Origin of the sequence: Streptomyces sp. NPDC049541 (assembly GCF_044465725.1) — a bacterium.
Taxonomy (GTDB): Bacteria; Actinomycetota; Actinomycetes; order Streptomycetales; family Streptomycetaceae; genus Streptomyces.
On record NZ_JBITLY010000006.1, the window covers coordinates 481,503 to 499,685 of the forward strand.

Annotated in this window: 16 protein-coding genes and 1 riboswitch; of the genes, 6 read left to right on the forward strand and 10 right to left on the reverse strand. The window is 69.8% G+C overall.

Features of this window, described 5'->3' with window-relative positions; translation table 11 throughout:
* Positions 1-99: 99 nt before the first annotated feature.
* The 4 genes from groL to thrC form a co-directional block, all read right to left on the reverse strand.
* Positions 100-1,722 carry a chaperonin GroEL gene (gene groL, locus ACIBW9_RS24735; RefSeq protein ID WP_398958444.1) on the reverse strand — a complete coding sequence of 541 codons (1,623 nt, stop codon included), beginning with the start codon at positions 1,720-1,722 and terminating at the stop codon, positions 100-102.
* Between the two features lie 315 nt (positions 1,723-2,037).
* A complete protein-coding gene (locus tag ACIBW9_RS24740; RefSeq protein WP_019057200.1) occupies positions 2,038-2,244 on the reverse strand; it encodes a cold-shock protein in 207 nt (68 codons plus the stop codon).
* A 451-nt stretch (positions 2,245-2,695) separates the two neighbouring features.
* Positions 2,696-2,971 (reverse strand): MoaD/ThiS family protein, encoded by a 276-nt coding sequence (locus ACIBW9_RS24745; RefSeq protein ID WP_030941262.1) that lies wholly within the window; start codon positions 2,969-2,971, stop codon positions 2,696-2,698.
* Positions 2,972-3,047: 76 nt separating this feature from the next.
* The gene (gene thrC, locus ACIBW9_RS24750; RefSeq protein ID WP_398958446.1) at positions 3,048-4,334 is read right to left on the reverse strand and encodes a threonine synthase; all 1,287 of its coding nucleotides are present in this window, start codon (positions 4,332-4,334) and stop codon (positions 3,048-3,050) included.
* An 18-nt stretch (positions 4,335-4,352) separates the two neighbouring features.
* Positions 4,353-4,509, reverse strand: a riboswitch (SAM riboswitch).
* A gap of 168 nt (positions 4,510-4,677) precedes the next feature.
* On the opposite strand from thrC, the gene ACIBW9_RS24755 reads away from it, so the two are divergent.
* Entirely contained in the window at positions 4,678-5,622 is a 945-nt protein-coding gene (locus ACIBW9_RS24755) for a glucosyl-3-phosphoglycerate synthase (protein ID WP_398958448.1), read from the forward strand.
* 95 nt (positions 5,623-5,717) lie between these two features.
* Positions 5,718-7,121 (forward strand): trehalose-6-phosphate synthase, encoded by a 1,404-nt coding sequence (locus ACIBW9_RS24760; protein WP_398958449.1) that lies wholly within the window; start codon positions 5,718-5,720, stop codon positions 7,119-7,121.
* A gap of 56 nt (positions 7,122-7,177) precedes the next feature.
* Here the strand turns inward: ACIBW9_RS24760 and otsB are convergent, their stop codons facing one another.
* From otsB to ACIBW9_RS24775, 3 genes are read right to left on the reverse strand one after another with little or no spacing between them, the layout of a single operon-like run.
* The gene (gene otsB, locus ACIBW9_RS24765) at positions 7,178-8,059 is read right to left on the reverse strand and encodes a trehalose-phosphatase (protein WP_398958452.1); all 882 of its coding nucleotides are present in this window, start codon (positions 8,057-8,059) and stop codon (positions 7,178-7,180) included.
* 58 nt (positions 8,060-8,117) lie between these two features.
* Entirely contained in the window at positions 8,118-8,378 is a 261-nt protein-coding gene (locus ACIBW9_RS24770; RefSeq protein WP_398958454.1) for a DUF3263 domain-containing protein, read from the reverse strand.
* Between the two features lie 39 nt (positions 8,379-8,417).
* Positions 8,418-9,638 carry an ABC transporter substrate-binding protein gene (locus tag ACIBW9_RS24775; RefSeq protein WP_398958719.1) on the reverse strand — a complete coding sequence of 407 codons (1,221 nt, stop codon included), beginning with the start codon at positions 9,636-9,638 and terminating at the stop codon, positions 8,418-8,420.
* Between the two features lie 161 nt (positions 9,639-9,799).
* Here ACIBW9_RS24775 and ACIBW9_RS24780 point away from each other — a divergent pair, with 161 nt between their 5' ends.
* The 3 genes from ACIBW9_RS24780 to ACIBW9_RS24790 all read left to right on the forward strand — a co-directional run bounded on the left by ACIBW9_RS24780 (position 9,800) and on the right by ACIBW9_RS24790 (position 13,010).
* Positions 9,800-10,741 carry an ROK family protein gene (locus ACIBW9_RS24780; protein ID WP_398958456.1) on the forward strand — a complete coding sequence of 314 codons (942 nt, stop codon included), beginning with the start codon at positions 9,800-9,802 and terminating at the stop codon, positions 10,739-10,741.
* Positions 10,741-11,979: an N-acetylglucosamine-6-phosphate deacetylase gene (nagA, locus tag ACIBW9_RS24785; RefSeq protein WP_398958457.1), complete on the forward strand. Its 1,239-nt coding sequence runs from the start codon at positions 10,741-10,743 to the stop codon at positions 11,977-11,979. The genes ACIBW9_RS24780 and nagA overlap by 1 nt, the downstream gene beginning before the upstream one ends.
* 101 nt (positions 11,980-12,080) lie before the next feature.
* Positions 12,081-13,010: a 1-phosphofructokinase family hexose kinase gene (locus ACIBW9_RS24790; protein ID WP_398958459.1), complete on the forward strand. Its 930-nt coding sequence runs from the start codon at positions 12,081-12,083 to the stop codon at positions 13,008-13,010.
* 9 nt (positions 13,011-13,019) lie between these two features.
* Here the strand turns inward: ACIBW9_RS24790 and ACIBW9_RS24795 are convergent, their stop codons facing one another.
* The gene (locus tag ACIBW9_RS24795; protein ID WP_398958462.1) at positions 13,020-13,967 is read right to left on the reverse strand and encodes a CBM35 domain-containing protein; all 948 of its coding nucleotides are present in this window, start codon (positions 13,965-13,967) and stop codon (positions 13,020-13,022) included.
* Positions 13,968-14,100: 133 nt separating this feature from the next.
* A complete protein-coding gene (gene cdgB / locus ACIBW9_RS24800) occupies positions 14,101-15,756 on the reverse strand; it encodes a diguanylate cyclase CdgB (protein WP_398958464.1) in 1,656 nt (551 codons plus the stop codon).
* 316 nt (positions 15,757-16,072) lie between these two features.
* On the opposite strand from cdgB, the gene ACIBW9_RS24805 reads away from it, so the two are divergent.
* Entirely contained in the window at positions 16,073-16,657 is a 585-nt protein-coding gene (locus tag ACIBW9_RS24805) for a flavin reductase family protein (RefSeq protein WP_398958466.1), read from the forward strand.
* Between the two features lie 552 nt (positions 16,658-17,209).
* On the opposite strand, the gene ACIBW9_RS24810 is transcribed toward ACIBW9_RS24805, so the two are convergent.
* Positions 17,210-18,085, reverse strand: coding sequence for a sigma-70 family RNA polymerase sigma factor (locus ACIBW9_RS24810; RefSeq protein ID WP_398958468.1), 876 nt, complete (start codon positions 18,083-18,085; stop codon positions 17,210-17,212).
* Positions 18,086-18,183: the final 98 nt, after the last annotated feature.

Consider the following 18,183-nt stretch of genomic DNA (forward strand, 5'->3'; position numbering starts at 1 on the left):
TAAGCAACTCTCCTATGACCTCGAACACGCCCGAGGGCGGCACCCCCTGTTTCCAGGGAGTGCCGCCCTCGGTTGGAACCCGAATCAGCCGGAGGCCGATCAGAAGTCCATGTCACCGCCCGGCATACCGCCACCGGCAGGCGCGGCGGCCTTCTCCGGCTTGTCGGCGATGACGGCCTCGGTGGTGAGGAAGAGCGCGGCGATGGAGGCGGCGTTCTGCAGGGCAGAGCGCGTGACCTTCGCCGGGTCGATGATGCCTTCCTTGACCAGGTCGACGTACTCGCCGGTCGCGGCGTTGAGGCCGTGACCCGGGGTGAGGTTGCGGACCTTCTCCACCACGACGCCGCCCTCGAGGCCGGCGTTGACGGCGATCTGCTTCAGCGGGGCCTCGAGCGCGATGCGCACGGCGTTGGCGCCGGTCGCCTCGTCACCCTGCAGGTCCAGCTTCTCGAAGACGGAGGACGCCTGGATGAGCGCGACGCCACCACCGGCGACGATGCCCTCCTCGACGGCGGCCTTCGCGTTGCGGACGGCGTCCTCGATGCGGTGCTTGCGCTCCTTGAGCTCCACCTCGGTGGCGGCACCGGCCTTGATGACCGCGACACCGCCGGCGAGCTTCGCCAGGCGCTCCTGCAGCTTCTCGCGGTCGTAGTCCGAGTCGCTGTTCTCGATCTCGGCGCGGATCTGGTTGACCCGGCCCTGCACCTGCTCCGTGGAGCCGGCGCCGTCGACGATGGTGGTCTCGTCCTTGGTGATGACCACCTTGCGGGCGCGGCCCAGCAGGTCGAGGGAGGTGTTCTCCAGCTTGAGACCGACCTCCTCGGAGATGACCTCGCCACCGGTGAGGATGGCGATGTCGTTCAGCATCGCCTTGCGGCGGTCGCCGAAGCCGGGGGCCTTGACCGCGACGGACTTGAAGGTGCCGCGGATCTTGTTGACGACCAGGGTCGACAGGGCCTCGCCCTCGACGTCCTCGGCGATGATCAGCAGCGGCTTGCCCGACTGCATGACCTTCTCCAGGAGCGGGAGCAGGTCCTTGACGGAACCGATCTTGGAGTTGGCGATCAGGATGTACGGGTCGTCGAGCGACGCCTCCATCCGCTCCATGTCGGTGGCGAAGTACGCCGAGATGTAGCCCTTGTCGAAGCGCATACCCTCGGTGAGCTCCAGCTCCAGACCGAAGGTCTGGGACTCCTCGACGGTGATGACGCCTTCCTTGCCGACCTTGTCCATGGCCTCGGCGATGAGCTCGCCGATCTGGGTGTCGGCGGCGGAGATGGAGGCCGTGGAAGCGATCTGCTCCTTGGTCTCGACATCCTTGGCCTGCTCGAGCAGGGCACCGGAGACGGCCTCGACGGCCTTCTCGATACCGCGCTTGAGGGCCATCGGGTTGGCGCCGGCGGCTACGTTGCGCAGGCCCTCCTTGACCAGGGCCTGGGCGAGAACGGTCGCGGTGGTCGTACCGTCACCGGCGACGTCGTCCGTCTTCTTGGCGACTTCCTTGACCAGCTCGGCGCCGATCTTCTCGTACGGGTCCTCGAGTTCGATCTCCTTGGCGATGGAGACACCATCGTTGGTGATCGTGGGGGCGCCCCACTTCTTCTCGAGGACGACGTTGCGGCCCTTGGGGCCGAGCGTCACCTTCACGGCGTCCGCGAGCTGGTTCATGCCGCGCTCGAGGCCGCGCCGCGCCTCCTCGTCGAACGCGATGATCTTGGCCATGTGAAGTGGTCCCTCCAGGACTGGGGGTGATTCCTTCGGACCGCGCCCGCGCCCGCGACGGACGGCACGCATGCCTCGTGGTTCCTTGCCCCACCTGGCCTGCGGGCCTCACCGACCCGGTCCATCTTTGTCACTCTCACCTTCAGAGTGCTAACGCCAATGATTAGCACTCGACCCATGCGAGTGCAAGCGGCTCTCGCGAGGTGGCCCCTCCTCCGCGGCCGCCCCCGGACATGCCGAAGGGCCCGCTCCCTCAGGTGCGGACCCTTCGATCAAGAACAGAAGAACGTCGCTGCAGTTAACCCGGCGCGTGCTTCAGCTGGTCGCCAGACGGACCATGTCCGCCTGCGGCCCCTTCTGGCCCTGCGAGATCTCGAAATCGACCCGCTGACCCTCTTCCAGGGTGCGGTAGCCGTCCATCTGAATCGCACTGTAGTGGACGAAAACATCCGCACCACCGTCGACCGCGATGAAGCCGTACCCCTTCTCCGCGTTGAACCACTTGACGGTGCCCTGAGCCATGCCTAACTCCCCTATTACTGGCCCTTGCACGGATCCACACTTCGCGGATCCGGGTCAGACCTCACCCCCCACGGTTGGGGGCGTGCGCCGGAACGCGTCGACCGCGGCTGAATGTATCTGTCCAACTGCCGTCTGCAACAGGTCAATCGGACGAGAATTCCGGGCACGAGCGGTCCGGACTTTAGGGAGAATTCGCCCGAATTCAGGGCAAGTCGGGCCCCATAAATGGAGCATAAGACGCAAAAAACCTGCACACTTTGGCTACTTCTCGCTGCCCGAGAAGTGAGAACTCATATGCATGCGGCAAGCGGAGTCGAGCAGGTTCCCCAACTGTACCGCGCTCAACCATGCAGAATTGCCCCCTCCGCTTCTCTCACGGAGGGGGCAATTCGATGAACTCTCGGTAATCAACGTTACCGACGGTAATAATCGGTCGTCCGACCTGTTTCGGTCAGCCTCCGGCCACGGCCGGGATGATCGAGACGCCCGCCCCGTCCGGAGTCGCCGTCTCCAGCCCCTGCTCGAACCGCACGTCGTCGTCGTTCACGTACACGTTGACGAAGCGGCGCAGCTTCCCCTGGTCGTCGAGAACGCGAGCGGCGATCCCGGTGTGGTTCTTCTCGAGATCGGCGATGACCTCGCCGAGGGTGCCGCCTTCGGCAGTCACCTCGGCCTGCCCGCCGGTGTAGGTGCGCAGGATGGTAGGGATACGAACGTTGACGCTCACGATGAACCTCCGGTCAGGGTGTGGCTTTTGAGGGGCGCGGGGCTGTGTCCATGTGCGGCTCCGCCGCGGGGCGCAACTACGCGAGCCCCGCCTCACGGAACGACTCAAGGCTCGGGCGAATCGTCGCAGTGAGCCCCGTACCGGCCACCGCGTCGAGGGTCTTGAGGCCATCGCCCGTGTTCAGCACGACAGTCGTGAGAGCGGGGTCGAGAACACCGTTCTCGATCAACTTGCGGGTCACACCCACGGTCACCCCACCGGCGGTCTCCGCAAAGATCCCCTCGGTCCGGGCGAGCAGCCGGATCGCGTCCACGATCTGCTCGTCGTTCACGTCCTCCACCGCCCCGCCGGTACGCCGGGCAATGTCGAGGACATAAGGACCATCCGCCGGATTGCCGATGGCCAGCGACTTGGCGATCGTGTTCGGCTTCTGCGGCCGTACGACGTCGTGCCCCGCCTTGTACGCGACGGAGACAGGGCTGCACCCCTCGGCCTGCGCCCCGAAGATCTTGTACGGCTTGTCCTCGACGAGCCCGAGCTTGATCAGCTCCTGCAGCCCCTTGTCGATCTTCGTGAGCTGAGAGCCGGAGGCGATCGGCACGACCAGCTGGTCCGGCAGCCGCCAGCCGAGCTGCTCGCAGATCTCGTACGCCAGGGTCTTGGACCCCTCCGCGTAGTACGGCCGCAGGTTGACGTTGACGAAGCCCCAGCCCTCGCCGGCCGGGTCGCCGATCAGCTCGGAGCAGAAACGGTTCACGTCGTCGTAGTTGCCGTCGATGCCGACGAGCTCGCCGCCGTAGACCGCGGCCATGACGACCTTGCCCTGCTCCAGGTCGTGCGGGATGAACACACAGGAACGGAAGCCGGCACGGGCGGCCGCGGCACCCACCGCACCGGCCAGGTTGCCGGTCGACGAGCAGGACAGGGTGGTGAAGTCGAAGGCGCGGGCGGCCTCGATGGCCTGGGCGACGACCCGGTCCTTGAAGGAGTGCGTCGGGTTGCCGGAGTCGTCCTTGACGTACAGGCCGCCGGTCACGCCCAGCTCGCGGGCGAGGTTGTCGGCCTTGACGAGCTTGGTCCAACCGGGGTTGATGTTGGGCTTGTCCGCCACGTCCGCCGGGACGGGCAGCAGCGGCGCATAACGCCAGATGTTCGCGGGACCCGCCTCGATCTGCTTGCGGAGCTCCTCGGTCTCGTAGGCCGAGAAGTCGTACGCGATCTCGAGCGGGCCGAAACACTCCTCGCAGGCGAAGACCGGGCCGAGGGGCACCTGGTGACCGCACTCTCGGCAGGAGAGCGCCGCGGCGGGACCGAGGTCGACGGTCGTGGAGTCGGTGGTGCTTGCAACAGTCTGCGCAGCCATGTGAGGCGAGGCCCTTTCTCCTCATCTTCCTCACGACGCATCTCGCCGTGAGACGGATTTGGCACCTTCCCTAGCCGGGAGCCTCGCGGAACGATCAGCATCGATCGGTACGAGACCGGCTGGAGGGTTGCCGGGGCTTCATCGGGCCGTGTCCCTCTGCCCCTCTGGATGAGCGGTATTCGGTTGTTCAACTAGTTCAACGCGGGACGACCCCCGACATGCGATGGTCACCAGCGTTGTTCAAGACTGTAACCGAAGGCCAGGACAGTTGAGATAGTCGTCCGAACCGCGAGATGGATCACAGATCCCGCGCTCGCCGAGAGAACGCAGAGGAGCCGCCTACGTGCTGGAAGAAGTCGAGCGCTGGCTGAGCACCCGCTCCTGGTCCCTGACCGATCGCCCTCTCCACCAGATCCTCGCCGCCAAGCAGCGCACCGGGCAGTCGGTCAGCGTCGTGCTGCCCGCGCTCAACGAGGAGGAGACGGTCGGCGACATCGTCGCGATCATCCGTCACGACCTGATGCAGCAGGTTCCGCTCGTCGACGAGATCGTCGTCGTCGACTCGGGGTCCACCGACCGCACGTCCGAGGTCGCCGCGGCGGCCGGGGCCAGGGTCGTCCACCGTGACGACATCCTGCCCCGCATCCCGACCGTTCCCGGAAAGGGCGAGGTGCTGTGGCGCTCGCTCCTGGTCACGAGCGGGGACATCGTCTGCTTCATCGACGCCGACCTGAAGGAGTTCTCCTCCGACTTCGTCTCCGGGATCGTCGGCCCGCTGCTCACCGAGCCGGGGGTCGACCTGGTCAAGGGCATGTACGACCGTCCGCTGGCCGGCGCGCAGGGCCAGGGAGGCCGGGTCACCGAGCTGATGGCGCGCCCCCTGCTGAACATGCACTGGCCGCAGCTGGCGGGCTTCGTGCAGCCGCTCGGCGGCGAGTACGCGGCCCGCCGCAGCCTGCTGGAACAGCTGCCGTTCCCCGTCGGGTACGGCGTCGAGCTGGGCATGCTGGTCGACGCCCTGCACCTGGTGGGCCTCGACGCGCTCGCCCAGGTGGACGTCGGGGTGCGCAAGCACCGCCACCAGGACGGGCAGGCGCTGGGCCGGATGTCCGCCGCGATCTACCGCACGGCACAGCTGCGGCTGGCCCGCGGCCATCTCATCCGTCCCTCCCTCACCCAGTTCGAACGGGGCGAGGACGGCTTCGAGCCGCGCACCTACTCCGTGGACACGGAGGAGCGGCCACCGATGGTGGAGATCGCGGAGTACGCGTCGCGCAAGGTCGCCTGAGGCGGCGCGTTTCGGGGTGGACGCGGTGTATACGGTCCACCCGCAGAGCGCATGCGTACGTTTGAGCGTTTACGGGCCGGGCTAGGTTGAGGCGTATGGCTTCCACGCACGGCGCAGGTCATCACGCAGGTCATCAGGTGCTGGTCGCGTCCAACCGCGGCCCGGTCTCGTACGAAGTGCAGGAGGACGGCTCGCTGGCCGCCAGGCGCGGCGGCGGCGGGCTGGTCTCCGGCCTCTCCGCGATCGGGCCCGACGCGGACGCCCTGTGGGTGTGCTCGGCGCTGTCCGACGGCGACCGCGAGGCGGTACGGCGCGGGGTCGGCGAGGACGGCGTGCGGATGCTGGACATCCCGGCCGACGTGCACGCCGACGCGTACAACGGCATCGCGAACTCGGTGCTGTGGTTCGTCCACCACATGCTGTACCAGACGCCGCTCGAGCCGGTGTTCGACGCGGAGTTCCGGCGGCAGTGGGCCTCGTACGAGACCTACAACCGGGCCTTCGCCGAGGCGCTGGCCCAGGAGGCGGCCGAGGGCGCGGCGGTGCTGGTGCAGGACTACCACCTGTGTCTGGTGCCGGGCCTGCTCCGCGAGCTCCGTCCCGATCTGCGCATCGGGCACTTCTCGCACACGCCGTGGGCGCCGGTGGACTACTTCCGGATGCTGCCGGACGACATCGCCGAGCAGCTTCTGCACGGCATGCTGGGCGCCGACCGGCTGGGTTTCTTGACCCGGCGCTGGGCGGACGCTTTCACGGCGTGCGCCACGGCGGTGGTGGGCGGCCTCGGGGGCACGGAGATCGGCGTGCACGGCCTGGGCGCGGACGCGGACTTCCTGCGCAGGCGGGCGCACGAGGCGGACGTCGACGAGCGTATGGCGGCCCTGCGGGAGCAGATCGGCGAGGGCCGGAAGACGATCGTGCGCGTCGACCGCACCGAGCTGTCCAAGAACATCGTGCGCGGGCTGCTGGCGTACAAGCAGCTCCTCGACGACCGGCCCGAGTGGCGGGAGCGGGTCGTGCACGTCGCCTTCGCCTACCCGTCGCGGCAGGACCTGGCCGTGTACCGGGACTACATGACAGAGGTGCAGAGGGTCGCGGAGGACATCAACTCCCGGTACGGAACGCCGGGTTGGACCCCGGTCGTGCTCCACCTGAAGGACGACTTCGCCCGCTCGCTGGCCGCGTACCGGCTGGGGGACGTGGCCCTGGTGAACCCCATCCGGGACGGCATGAACCTCGTCGCGAAGGAGGTGCCGGTCGTCTCCGACGAGGGCTGCGCGCTGGTGCTTTCGCGGGAGGCGGGGGCGTACGAGGAACTGGCCGAGGACGCGCTGACGGTGAATCCGTACGACGTGAGGGCTACGGCGGAGGCGCTGCACGCCGCGTTGTGCCTGCCGGCGGCTGAGCGGGCGGAGCGGTCGAAGCGGCTCGCTGCTGCGGCTACGGCGTTGCCGCCGGCGCAGTGGTTTGTTGACCAGCTGGAGGCTTTGCGGGGGTGAGGTCTGGGGGCTGCCGCCCCCAGACCCCCGCTTTCGGCCCTTGAGGGGCCTCGTCCTCAAACGCCGGACGGGCTGACGTGCTCCGCCAGGCTCCTCAGCAACCGCACGACCCCCTCCGGGCCGTCCACCACCAGGTCCGCTCGCTCCCGTAGTTCCGTGACCTCGTCGCTGCCGCTGCAGACCAGGAGGCCGGGGGTGCCGTCGGAGCGGAGTTTGTCGACGGCGGCGAAGGCGGGGAGGTCGCCGAGGTCGTCGCCTGCGTAGAGGACCGCCGACGCGTCGATCTCGCGGACGTACTCCAGGAGGGCCACTCCCTTGTCCATGCCCGGGGGGCGCAGTTCGAGGACCAGGCGGCCGGGTTCGACGATCAGGCCGTGACGGGTGGCGAGGTCGGTGAGGGGGGCGCGCAGGGCCTCGAAGGCCGCCTGGGGGTCGGAGGCGCGGCGGGTGTGGACCGCGACGGCGCGGCCCTTCTCCTCGATCCAGGTGCCCTGCCAGGCGCCGATGCGGTCGAGGAAGCCGGGGAGTTCGGCGCGGACGGCGGCGACCCCGGGGTGGGGGGCGGGTGCGCTGACGTTGCCGCTGACCGCGTCCCAGCGTTCGGCGCCGTAGTGGCCGAGGACGACCAGGTGCTCCAGGCCGGGGACGCCCGCGAAGCCGCCGTGCCGCACGGCGACGCCGGCCGGGCGGCCGGTGACCACCGCGACGGAGGCGATCCGCGGGGCGAGGGCGGCGAGCGCGGGCACCGCCTCCGGGTGGGCGCGGGCCTGCTCGGGGTCCGCCACGATCGGGGCGAGGGTGCCGTCGAAGTCCAGGCCGACCACCGTTTTCGCGGGGTTCGCGAGGATCGCGGCGAGCCCGTCCCGGCCTGCCTGCGTGGCGGGCGTCGGCAGGGGGTCCATGGAGTGCGTCGAGTCCTTGTCCGTATGGGTGCCCATACGGTGACCATAACCGCGCGGGGCAGGGCGCACCCATGGCTCAGGGGAGCGCCGGCCGTCAGCGCTCCGCTCGGCGCGTCTCGCGCACCCTGCGCAACCTGTTCACCGTCACCGGGTCGTGAGCGAGGGCCCGCTCGTCGTCCAGCAGGGCGTTGAGCAGCTGGTAGTAGCGGACGGGTGCCAGGCCCAGCTCCTCGCGTATGGCGCGCTCCTTGGCGCCGGGGCCCGCAAAGCCCCGGCGCTCGAGCGCCAGGACGGCCTGCTCGCGCTCGCCCAGAGGCTCACGCGACGCGCGGCCTCCCCCCTGCTCCTGGTCCATGTCCTGAACCGTAACCTGCGCCACTGACAGCGCCCGCGTCTAGTGGGAGTTCTCCGCCATGGACGCCGTCGACTCCAGCTGGGCGAGGGTGACCGCGGGGTTGCCGCCGGGGGCCACCGCGTTGCCTATGTGCTTCTTGACGGCCACGGCGACCGAGGCCCAGGAGGTCTTGTCGACGGGGTAGAGCTCGGACAGCGGCAGCTGCTTGAGGAACGGCGCCAGGGCGGCGTCCTGCCTGCCCGTGCTCATGACGTCGGAGGCGGAGGTGGTGACCGGCAGCAGGTCGTACTCGCGGGAGAAGGCGAGCACGTTCTTCTCGCTGTAGACGAAGTCGAGGAACTTGCCGATCTGCTCGGCGTGGCCGTTCTTCTTGAAGGCCATCATCCAGTCGGCGACCCCCATGGCGTTCTTGCTCACGCCGTCCTTGCCGGGCATCGGCACCATGCCGAACTTCACGCCCTTCTGCGCGGCGATCTTCATCAGCGAGGGGTGCCCGTTGAGCATGCCGACCTCGCCCCTGGCGAAGGCGGCGAAGGCGGAGGCGCGGTTGAGGCTGCCGGGCGCGACGGGACCGGTCAGCCCCTTGTCGACCAGGTCGTCCTTGAGCCAGTTGAAGGTGTCGATGTTCTGCGCGGAGTCGATGCCGTAGGTGCCGACGGTGTCGGTGTAACCGCCGCCGCCGCTCAGCAGCCACTGCATGGTCTCGGCCTGCGCCTCCTCCGGGCCGAGCGGCAGCGCGTACGGGAACTTCACACCGCGCGCCTTGAGCACCTTGGCGTCGGCCGCGAGCTCGTTCCAGGTCTTCGGAGGGGTGAGGCCGGCGTTCTTGAAGAGGGTCTTGTTGTAGAAGAGCAGCCGGGTGGAGGCGGCGAACGGCAGCCCGTACTGCACGCCCTTGACCTGCCCGGCGGTGGCCAGCTGGGAGGCGAAGTCGGCCTGGGTGCTGATGGAGAGCATGTCGTCGGCCGAGTAGAGCAGGCCCTTGTTCGCGTAGTCGGCGTACGCGCCTATCTGCGCCATGTCGGGCGCCTCGCCCGCGTCGACCAGCTCCTTGACCTTGCGGTCCACGTCGTTCCAGGAGTACACGGTGACGTCGATCTTCACCCCGGAGTGCCGGCTCTCGTACTCCCGGACCAGCCGGTCCCAGTACTTCTGGGAGCTGTTGGCGGCGGAGTCGCCGTAGTCCGCGGCGATCAGCTTCAGAGTGACGTCCCCCGGGCCGCCGCCGGTCAGGCCGCAGCCGCCGAGGACCGCCGTCATGCCCAGTGCGGACACCGCCGCGATCGTTCCTGTCCTACCCCGCCGCTGCACTGCTGTTGACCCCAACCCTACTGTCTCGCTGTTCAACATGTGGACACGATAGGTCTACACCACGTAAGTGGACTAGACCTCTTGCGGGTCCTCGGGCCACACTGTCCCCCGTGAGACATGTCATCGCCCTGGATGTGGGCGGCACCGGGATGAAGGCCGCGCTGGTCGCGCAGGACGGCGCCCTCCTCCACCAGACGCGCCGGGCGACCGGCCGCGAGCGCGGGCCGGAAGCGGTCGTCGAGGGCATCCTCGACTTCGCCGCCGAACTCAGCGCCCACGGCGCCGAGCAGTTCGGCGAGCCCGCGTCCGCCGCCGGCGTCGCCGTCCCCGGCATCGTCGACGCCGACCGGGGCATCGCCTCCTACGCGGCCAACCTCGGCTGGCGCGACATCCCCCTGCGCGATCTGCTCGCCGACCGGCTGGGCATCCCGGTCGCCCTCGGCCACGACGTACGCACCGGCGGTCTCGCGGAAGGCCGCATCGGCGCCGGCCAGGGCGCCGACCGCTTCCTCTTCGTCCCCCTCGGCACCGGCATCGCGGGCGCGATCGGCATCGCGGGCCGGGTGGAGGCGGGCGCGCACGGCTTCGCGGGCGAGATCGGCCACATCGTCGTACGGCCCGGGGGCAGCCCCTGTCCCTGCGGCCAGCGCGGCTGCCTGGAGCGCTACGCCTCCGCGGCGGCGGTCAGCGAGGCCTGGGCGCAGGCCTGCGGAGATCCGGATGCAGACGCCGCCGACTGCGCGAAGGCAGTCGCGTCCGGCGACCCGAACGCCGTCCGGGTCTGGCAGCACGCGATCGACGCCCTGGCCGACGGCCTGGTCACCGCCCTCACCCTGCTGGACCCCCGCACCCTGATCATCGGCGGCGGCCTGGCGGAGGCGGGGGACACGTTGTTCACACCGCTCAGGAAGGCCGTCGGGCGGCGGGTCACGTTCCAGAAACTGCCGACGATCGTCCCCGCGGCGCTGGGTGACACGGCGGGTTGTCTCGGTGCCGGGCTCCTGGCCTGGGATCTCCTCACTACAACTGACGGCACGGAGGTAACGCCCTGATGGCAACCCCCCAAGGGGCGCGGGGCCCCGCTGAATTTGCGGCTACCGCCGCGCGGGCGCGACCAGCCACGGACAACCCGCAGCCCGCAACCGGCACAGCGCCCCTCGTCCTGACCGGCGCAAACGTGGTCCTCCCCACCGGAACAGTCAACGACGGCCGTGTCATCGTCGAAGGCTCCCGCATCGCCGGCGCGGCTCCGGAGAACGCCAAGGCCGTCGACGTGACGGGGCACTGGCTGGTGCCAGGTTTCGTGGACCTGCACAACCACGGCGGCGGCGGAGCCTCCTTCACCTCGGGCACCGTCGAGGACGTCCTGAAGGGCATCCACACCCACCGCCTGCACGGCACGACCACCCTGGTCGCGTCGACCGTCACCGACGACATGGACCTCCTCGCCCAGCGGGCGGGCCTGCTGAGCGAGCTCGCCGAGCAGGGCGACATCGCCGGCATCCACTTCGAGGGCCCGTTCATCTCCCCGTGCCGCAAGGGCGCCCACTCCGAGAAGCTGCTGCGCGACCCGGACCCGGCGGCGGTGCGCAAACTGATCGACGCGGCCCGCGGCACGGCCAGGATGGTCACCCTCGCCACCGAACTCCCCGGCGGCCTCGACTCCGTACGCCTCCTCGCCGAACTCGGCGTCATCGCGGCGATCGGGCACACCGACGCGACGTACGAGCAGACGGTGGCGGCGATCGACGCGGGCGCCACGGTCGCGACCCACCTGTTCAACGCGATGCCGCAGATCGGCCACCGGGCCCCCGGTCCGATCACCGCCCTCCTTGAGGACGAACGCGTCACCGTCGAGCTCATCAACGACGGCACGCATCTGCACCCGGCCGCCCTCCAGCTCGCCTTCCATCACGCCGGCGCGGACCGGGTGGCCCTCATCACGGACGCGATGGACGCGGCGGGCTTCGGCGACGGCCGCTATCTGTTGGGCCCCTTGGAGGTAGAGGTCACGGACGGCGTGGCCCGTCTGGTGGAGGGTGGCTCCATCGCGGGGTCGACGCTCACGCTGGACCGGGCGTTCCAGCGGGCGGTGACGGTGGACGGGCTGCCGGTGGAGGACGTCGTCACCGCCATCTCGGCCAACCCCGCCAAGCTGCTCGGCCTGTACGACCGGATCGGCTCCCTGGAGCCCGGAAAGGACGCCGACCTGGTCGTTCTTGACCATCAATTCGCCCTCAAGGGCGTGATGCGGCGCGGTGAATGGGTGGTCGATCCCCAACTGGGCTGATCTGTCCGGCTGTTGAGGAAGGCGGTCGTCCTGCGAAAATGGGACGACCGCCGTCCGTTCGGCGGGCGTTCCGCATGCGTCTTCGGGGGAGGTCGGCCCAGGTGATCCTCACGGTCACGCTGAACACCGCTCTCGACCTCACCTACCGCGTACCGGCGCTCAAGCCGCACTCCTCGCACCGGATCACCGAGGTGACCGAACGGCCCGGCGGCAAGGGCCTGAACGTGGCGCGCGTGCTCGCGGCCCTCGGTCACGAAGTGACGGTCACCGGCTTCACGGGCGGCGCCACGGGCCGCACGGTCCAGGACCTGCTGACCGCCACCCCCGGCCTGGTGGACGCCCTCGTCCCGGTCGCGGGTCCCACAAGGCGCACGATCGCGCTGGTGGACGACCGGACCGGCGACACCACGCAACTCAACGAACCGGGCCCCACCATCGCCCCCGCCGAGTGGTCCGCCTTCCAGGAGGCCTACGAGGACCTGCTCGCACCGGCGTCCGCGGTGGCCCTGTGCGGCAGCCTGCCGCCCGGGGTGCCGGTGGGCGCGTACGCGGGCCTGATACGGCTCGCGAAGGCCGCCGGGGTGCCCGTGCTCCTGGACACCAGCGGCGAGCCCCTGCGCCGTGGGATCGCCGCCCGCCCGGACCTCGTCAAACCGAACGCCGAGGAACTGGCCGAACTCACCGGCTCCCACGACCCCCTGCGCGGCGCCCAGGACGCCCGCCGCCGGGGCGCCCGGTCGGTGGTCGCCTCCCTGGGCACACAGGGCCTCCTGGCAGTCACCCCGGAAGGCCGCTGGCACGCCACCCCACCGGCCCGCCTCCACGGCAACCCGACGGGCGCGGGCGACTCGGCGGTCGCGGGCCTGCTGTCGGGCCTGGCGGAACAACTCCCCTGGCCGGACCGCTTGTCCCGCGCGGTGGCCCTGTCGGCGGCGACCGTACTGGCGCCGGTGGCGGGGGAGTTCGACCGCGGGGCGTACGAGGAACTGGTGGGGCGGGTGGCGGTGACCGGGGAGGTCACCGCGGCCTGAAGCCGGCCCCTAGTTCTTGACCTGGCCCTTCTTCACCCACAACTGGTCCAGCAGGACGTTGCACTTGTCGCCGGCCTGGCAGGTCAGGGTCAGCGTGTTCGGGCCCTTCTTGAGGGTGGTCCAGGCGAAGGTCTTGGTCCAGCCCTTGGTGAAGTCGCCGTCCGGGCCATGCGCGAAGTTGCTCAGGTTGAACTTCCGACCCGACGGCGTGCCGTTGACGAGGAGCGTCATCGACTGGTCCTGACCGGGGACGCTGTAGGTCGCGAAGACCGTGTAGTCACCGGCCTCGGCAATGTTGTCGATGGTCCAGGTCACCGAGGAACCGACGTTGTTGAGATTGCCCACATAGGTGCCGTCCGCCGCCTTGGCACCCTGGACGTCCGACGCCTTGGCGGCCGTACCGCCCAGCTGAAGATCCTTCGCATCGGTCTTCGGCAGTTCCGCCGAAGCACTGCTGCTGGCCGACTGGCTCGGCTCAGCGCTCTGCGAAGTGGACGGCGTGCTGGAGGAACCGCCGCCCGCCTTGTCGTTGTTGGAGTTGCCGTTCATCATCGCCACGCCGATGCCGATCACGACGGCGGCGACCACCGCGATCGCGCCGATCAGCAGGCCCTTGGTGTTGGGGCCGCGGCGACCGCCGCCGCTGTACGCCGGCTGCTGCGGGGCCGTGGGAGCGCCGCCGCCGGGAAGGGTCTCCGGCGCCGCGTAATGGGCGTTCGGCTGGCCGTACGCGCCCTGCTGCTGCGGGACCTGCCCGTAGGCGGCCGTCTGCTGGACCTGGGCCGGCTGGCCGTACTGGCGCTGGCCGACGGCGCGGTTCCGGTTGACGGAGCCCGGGTAGCCGTAGCCGCCGCCACCGGACGGGGGCTGCGCTCCGTTGGCCTGCCCGTCGGCGTAGAGGTAGCCGAACGGGTCGTCGTCCTCGGGCGTGCTGGCGCCGTTGTTGCCGGACGTCATCTCCGTGGTACTCCTCAGCGGTGCGGGTCGAACGCGATACGTGGGGTCAGAATGGCGAGCCTACCCGCTCCGGCTGCCCCAAACGGGTGACTCGGATCGCATCCGTCCGCGGACCCGGCCCCTGACCTGGAGATCAGCCCGCGCGTCTGTGCTGTTTGGGACGAGATCGTTTCTCTACGTACATCCGCTCGTCGGCGGACTTCAACACTTCGTCCGCGGTCATGCCGCAGTGCGCCCACCCGATGCCGAAGCTGGCGCCCACGCGCACGGCCCGTCCCTCGGCGCGGATCGGCTGGATGATCTCGTTGCGCAGACGTACGGCCAGGTCCTGAGCGTCGGCCCGGCCGAGCCCGTCCGCGAGGATCACGAACTCGTCGCCGCCGAGCCGCGCGACCGTGTCGCCGTCGCGCACGGCCCGCGACAGCCGCCGGGCGACCTCGATGAGAACTGCGTCACCCGCGTTGTGCCCGAACCGGTCGTTGATCGACTTGAAGCCGTCGAGGTCGCAGAAGAGGACCGCGAGCCCCTTGGTGCCGTCGTCGTGGTCGCTCTGGGGGGCGGCGGTGTGCACATGGTGGTCGAAGCCGTCGTACACCTCGACGCCGCCGGACCGGAAGTCGAAGCCGTGGCCGCCCGCGTCGTAGACGGGATGGCCGTACGCCGCGTCCAGGGACTCCAGGGCGCCGGGGTTCCCGGTGCGCTGACAGAGGCGGGAGGAGAGGCGGGAGCGCAGCTCGGCGGAGTTCGGCAGGCCGGTGAGCGAGTCGTGGGAGGCGCGGTGGGCGAGCTGCAGCTCCCGCCGCTTGCGGTCCTCTATGTCCTCGACGTGGGTGAGCAGGAAGCGGGGACCGTCGGCGGCGTCCGCGACGACGGAGTTGCGCAGGCTGACCCAGACGTACGTGCCGTCGCGGCGTCCGAGGCGCAGTTCCGCCCGCCCGCCCTCCGCCGAGGTCCTCAGCAGGGTGCCGATGTCCTCGGGGTGGACGAGGTCGGAGAAGGCGTAGCGGCGCATCGCGGAGGCGGGGCGGCCGAGCAGGCGGCACAGCGCGTCGTTGGTGCGGAGGATCCGGCCGTGCTGGTCGCCGCCCATCTCCGCGATCGCCATGCCGGAGGGGGCGTACTCGAAGGCCTGCCTGAAGCTTTCCTCACTTGCCCGCAGGGCCTGCTGGTCCCTTTCGAGTCGGACCAGTGCCCGCTGCATATTCGCGCGTAGACGCGCGTTGCTGATCGCGATGGCGGCCTGGAACGCATACATCTGGAGCGCTTCGCGACCCCATGCGCCCGGCCGCCGGCCGTTGCGCGGCCGGTCCACGGACAGGACGCCGATCAGCTCGCCGCAGCTGCCGCCGGGAGAGGGGGGCGTGTACATGGGGGCGAACAGCCGGTCCGAGGGGTGCCACTCGTCGTCGAAGCGGGGCGCGGGGCCGTCGGTGTACCACTGCGGGACGTCGTCGTCGTCGAGGACCCAGCCCTCGGTGTGCGGTATGAACACCAGGTCGCCCCAGTGCTCGCCCATGGTCAGACGGCGCTCCCAGGACTCGCGGGAGCCGACCCGGCCGGTGATGAGCGCCTCGGCCGCCGGGTTTCCGGCGAAGGCGGCGACGACGAGGTCTCCGTCCGGACGTACGAGATTGACGCACGCCAGCTCGTACCCGAGACCGTTGACCACGCCGTCGGCGACGGTCTGCAGTGTGTCCGCCAGGCTTCGGGCCGTGTTCATGTCAGCCATGACCTGGTGAAGTTGTCGCAGGGTCGCAAGACGGACGTACGGCTCCGACTCGGTCTCCATGCTCGCCCTCCCCCCGAGACCTCGCAGCGAATCAAGGGTTCTCATCGGCGTATCGTCATTGGCAGCTTCCCAGCCACTGAATCACAGCGCGCTGCCCACTCGGTACACAGGGTCAACAATTAATGGCTCTTGTGACTCAAGTCACAGCTAAAGATGAACAATTGAGTGGTGTTTCTGCGTTTTCCCGATGCGTTTACTGAACGCAAAGTTTGTGGGGATGTGAAGAACCTTCGAACTCTCCGCCGATGGTCCTAGGTCCGGTATCGGCCCGGGGCCCGATGCGGCGGGCACTGGGCGGACACTAGCGTCTCGGAACGTGCCGAACACTCCCGCTGCCACGTTCCCGATCACTGCCCCGCCCGCCTCCGGGCATGCTGAGGGGGTGAGCAACGAGGAGTTCCGCGCCGCCATGTCCCGGCTGGCCGCGGGTGTGGTCCTGGTGACCGCGCAGGAGCCGCCGCTCGATCCGGACGACCCGACGGCACCGGGCGGCGAGGACGTCGGCATGACGGCGACGGCCTTCATGTCCGTCTCCCTGGACCCGCCCCTGGTCCTGGTCAGCCTGCGCGAGGGCTCCCGCATGGACGACCTGCTCGACGAGCAGCCCCTGTGGGCGGTCTCGGTCCTCTCCGAAAGCCAACGCCACATCGCGGGCCGCTTCGCCATGAAGGGCCGCATCAGCGACCGCCTGTTGTTCGAGGACATCCCGTACGTCCGAGGAGAGGCGACCGGGGCTCCCCTGGTGGGCGGCGCCCTGGCCACCCTGGAGTGCCGCACGGAGCAGCGCGTACGGGCCGGCGACCACACCCTGGTGATCGGCCGTGTGCTTACGGCTGAGGTACCGAGCGCGGACGGGGGACCGCTGGCGTACTTCCGGGGGCGGTATCGGCAGTTGGGCTGAACTGGGCACACCTTTCAGCCCGTCCGGCGTCGGAGAACGGGGCGGGGCCCCCTCCGAGCACCGGCCCGCATCTCTCAGCCCGTCCGGCGTCGGAGGACGAGACGGGGCCCGCATCTCTCAGCCCGTCCGGCGTCGGAGGACGAGGCAGGGCCCGCATCTCTCAGCCCGTCCAACGTCGGAGGACGAGGCAGGGCCCGCATCTCTCAGCCCGTCCAGCGTCGGAGAACGGGGCAGGGCCCGCATCTCTCAGCCCGTCCAGCGTCGGAGAACGGGGCAGGGCCCGCATCTCTCAGCCCGTCCAGCGTCGGAGGACGGGGCAGGGCCCGCATCTCTCAGCCCGTCCGGCGTCGGAGGACGAGGCCGTTCAGGCCGATCGGGGTCCGGGGCGGAGCCCCGAAACCGGGTGCAGGGGCGGAGCCCCGCGAGGGGTGCAGGGGACGCAGTCCCCGCCGGGGCCCAGGGGCGGAGCCCCTGACGGGGTCGAAGGGGCGGAGCCCCTGGGGACGGGACGGGTAGGGGCGGCGGGGGCGATAAAACCGCCCCGGGACAGTCCTAGCCCACGAGGGTGACCTCCTGCTCCGCCACCCGCGCAGCGTCCAGCACGATGTCGATGACAGCGATCCGCTCCCGTACGAACGTGAAGGCCAACGTCCGGTCCAGCCGCCCATCGATGAACACGGCCAGCCCCGTGACACCGTCGACCAGCGCAGGCCGCGAAACCGCCCCGAAGTGCCGGAAGCTGGACGCCCCCTTGGCGACCGCTGCCGCCCCCGTGGTCACACCGACATCGGTGCGCGCAACGACGTCCGGGTCGAGCAAGTCCACCAGGGCGTCGAAGTCCCCCTCCCGCGCGGCCGCCAAAAACGCGTCCACAACCTCCCGCTGCCGCACCCGATCGGCATCGTGCGCCTCCGCCCCCCGCACCCGCCGCCGCGCCCGACTGGCCAACTGCCGCGCCGCCTCCGGACTCCGCCCCACGATCTCCGCGACCTCCTCGTACGACACGGCAAACAGGTCATGCAGCACGAACGCCAGCCGCTCAGCAGGCGTCAGCGTCTCGAGTACGACGAGCAACGCGACGCCGACGGAGTCCGCGAGCAACGCGTCCTGCTCGGGGTCGGCCCCGACGGAAACGGCCGCCACGCGCGCGTCGGCCGTCCCGCCTTCCCACGGCTCCTCCGCCCGCGATTTGCGGGAGCGCAGCATGTCCAGACAGACCCGCCCGACGACGGTCGTGAGCCAGGCACCCAGGTTGTCCACCTGACGAGCGTCGGTACGACTCAGCCGAAACCACGCCTCCTGCACCGCGTCATCAGCCTCGGCGCCGGAACCGAGCATTCGGTAGGCAACGGCCCGCAGATGACTCCGGTGCGATTCGAATCGCCGGGCAAGGAATTCGCCGTCCAACGGAAATTCGCTCTTGTTCATCGTCACAGCTCCCGCACTCCGGCCCGTCAGGTCTCCTACTTGACGGACCGGACGCGGGCGATGTGACAAAGGACGTTCTACGAATGCTTTCCGCGCCC

Coding starts and splice junctions, on each gene's coding strand:
- ACIBW9_RS24795 (WP_398958462.1), bottom strand. CDS start 13,967: ATGACGTCCGGCAACAACGGCGCCAGCACGCCCGAGGACGACGACCCG.
- ACIBW9_RS24810 (WP_398958468.1), bottom strand. CDS start 18,085: ATGAACAAGAGCGAATTTCCGTTGGACGGCGAATTCCTTGCCCGGCGA.
- ACIBW9_RS24760 (WP_398958449.1), top strand. CDS start 5,718: ATGGCTTCCACGCACGGCGCAGGTCATCACGCAGGTCATCAGGTGCTG.
- cdgB (WP_398958464.1), bottom strand. CDS start 15,756: ATGGAGACCGAGTCGGAGCCGTACGTCCGTCTTGCGACCCTGCGACAA.
- ACIBW9_RS24740 (WP_019057200.1), bottom strand. CDS start 2,244: ATGGCTCAGGGCACCGTCAAGTGGTTCAACGCGGAGAAGGGGTACGGC.
- ACIBW9_RS24770 (WP_398958454.1), bottom strand. CDS start 8,378: ATGGACCAGGAGCAGGGGGGAGGCCGCGCGTCGCGTGAGCCTCTGGGC.
- nagA (WP_398958457.1), top strand. CDS start 10,741: ATGGCAACCCCCCAAGGGGCGCGGGGCCCCGCTGAATTTGCGGCTACC.
- ACIBW9_RS24775 (WP_398958719.1), bottom strand. CDS start 9,638: ATGACGGCGGTCCTCGGCGGCTGCGGCCTGACCGGCGGCGGCCCGGGG.
- thrC (WP_398958446.1), bottom strand. CDS start 4,334: ATGGCTGCGCAGACTGTTGCAAGCACCACCGACTCCACGACCGTCGAC.
- otsB (WP_398958452.1), bottom strand. CDS start 8,059: ATGGGCACCCATACGGACAAGGACTCGACGCACTCCATGGACCCCCTG.
- groL (WP_398958444.1), bottom strand. CDS start 1,722: ATGGCCAAGATCATCGCGTTCGACGAGGAGGCGCGGCGCGGCCTCGAG.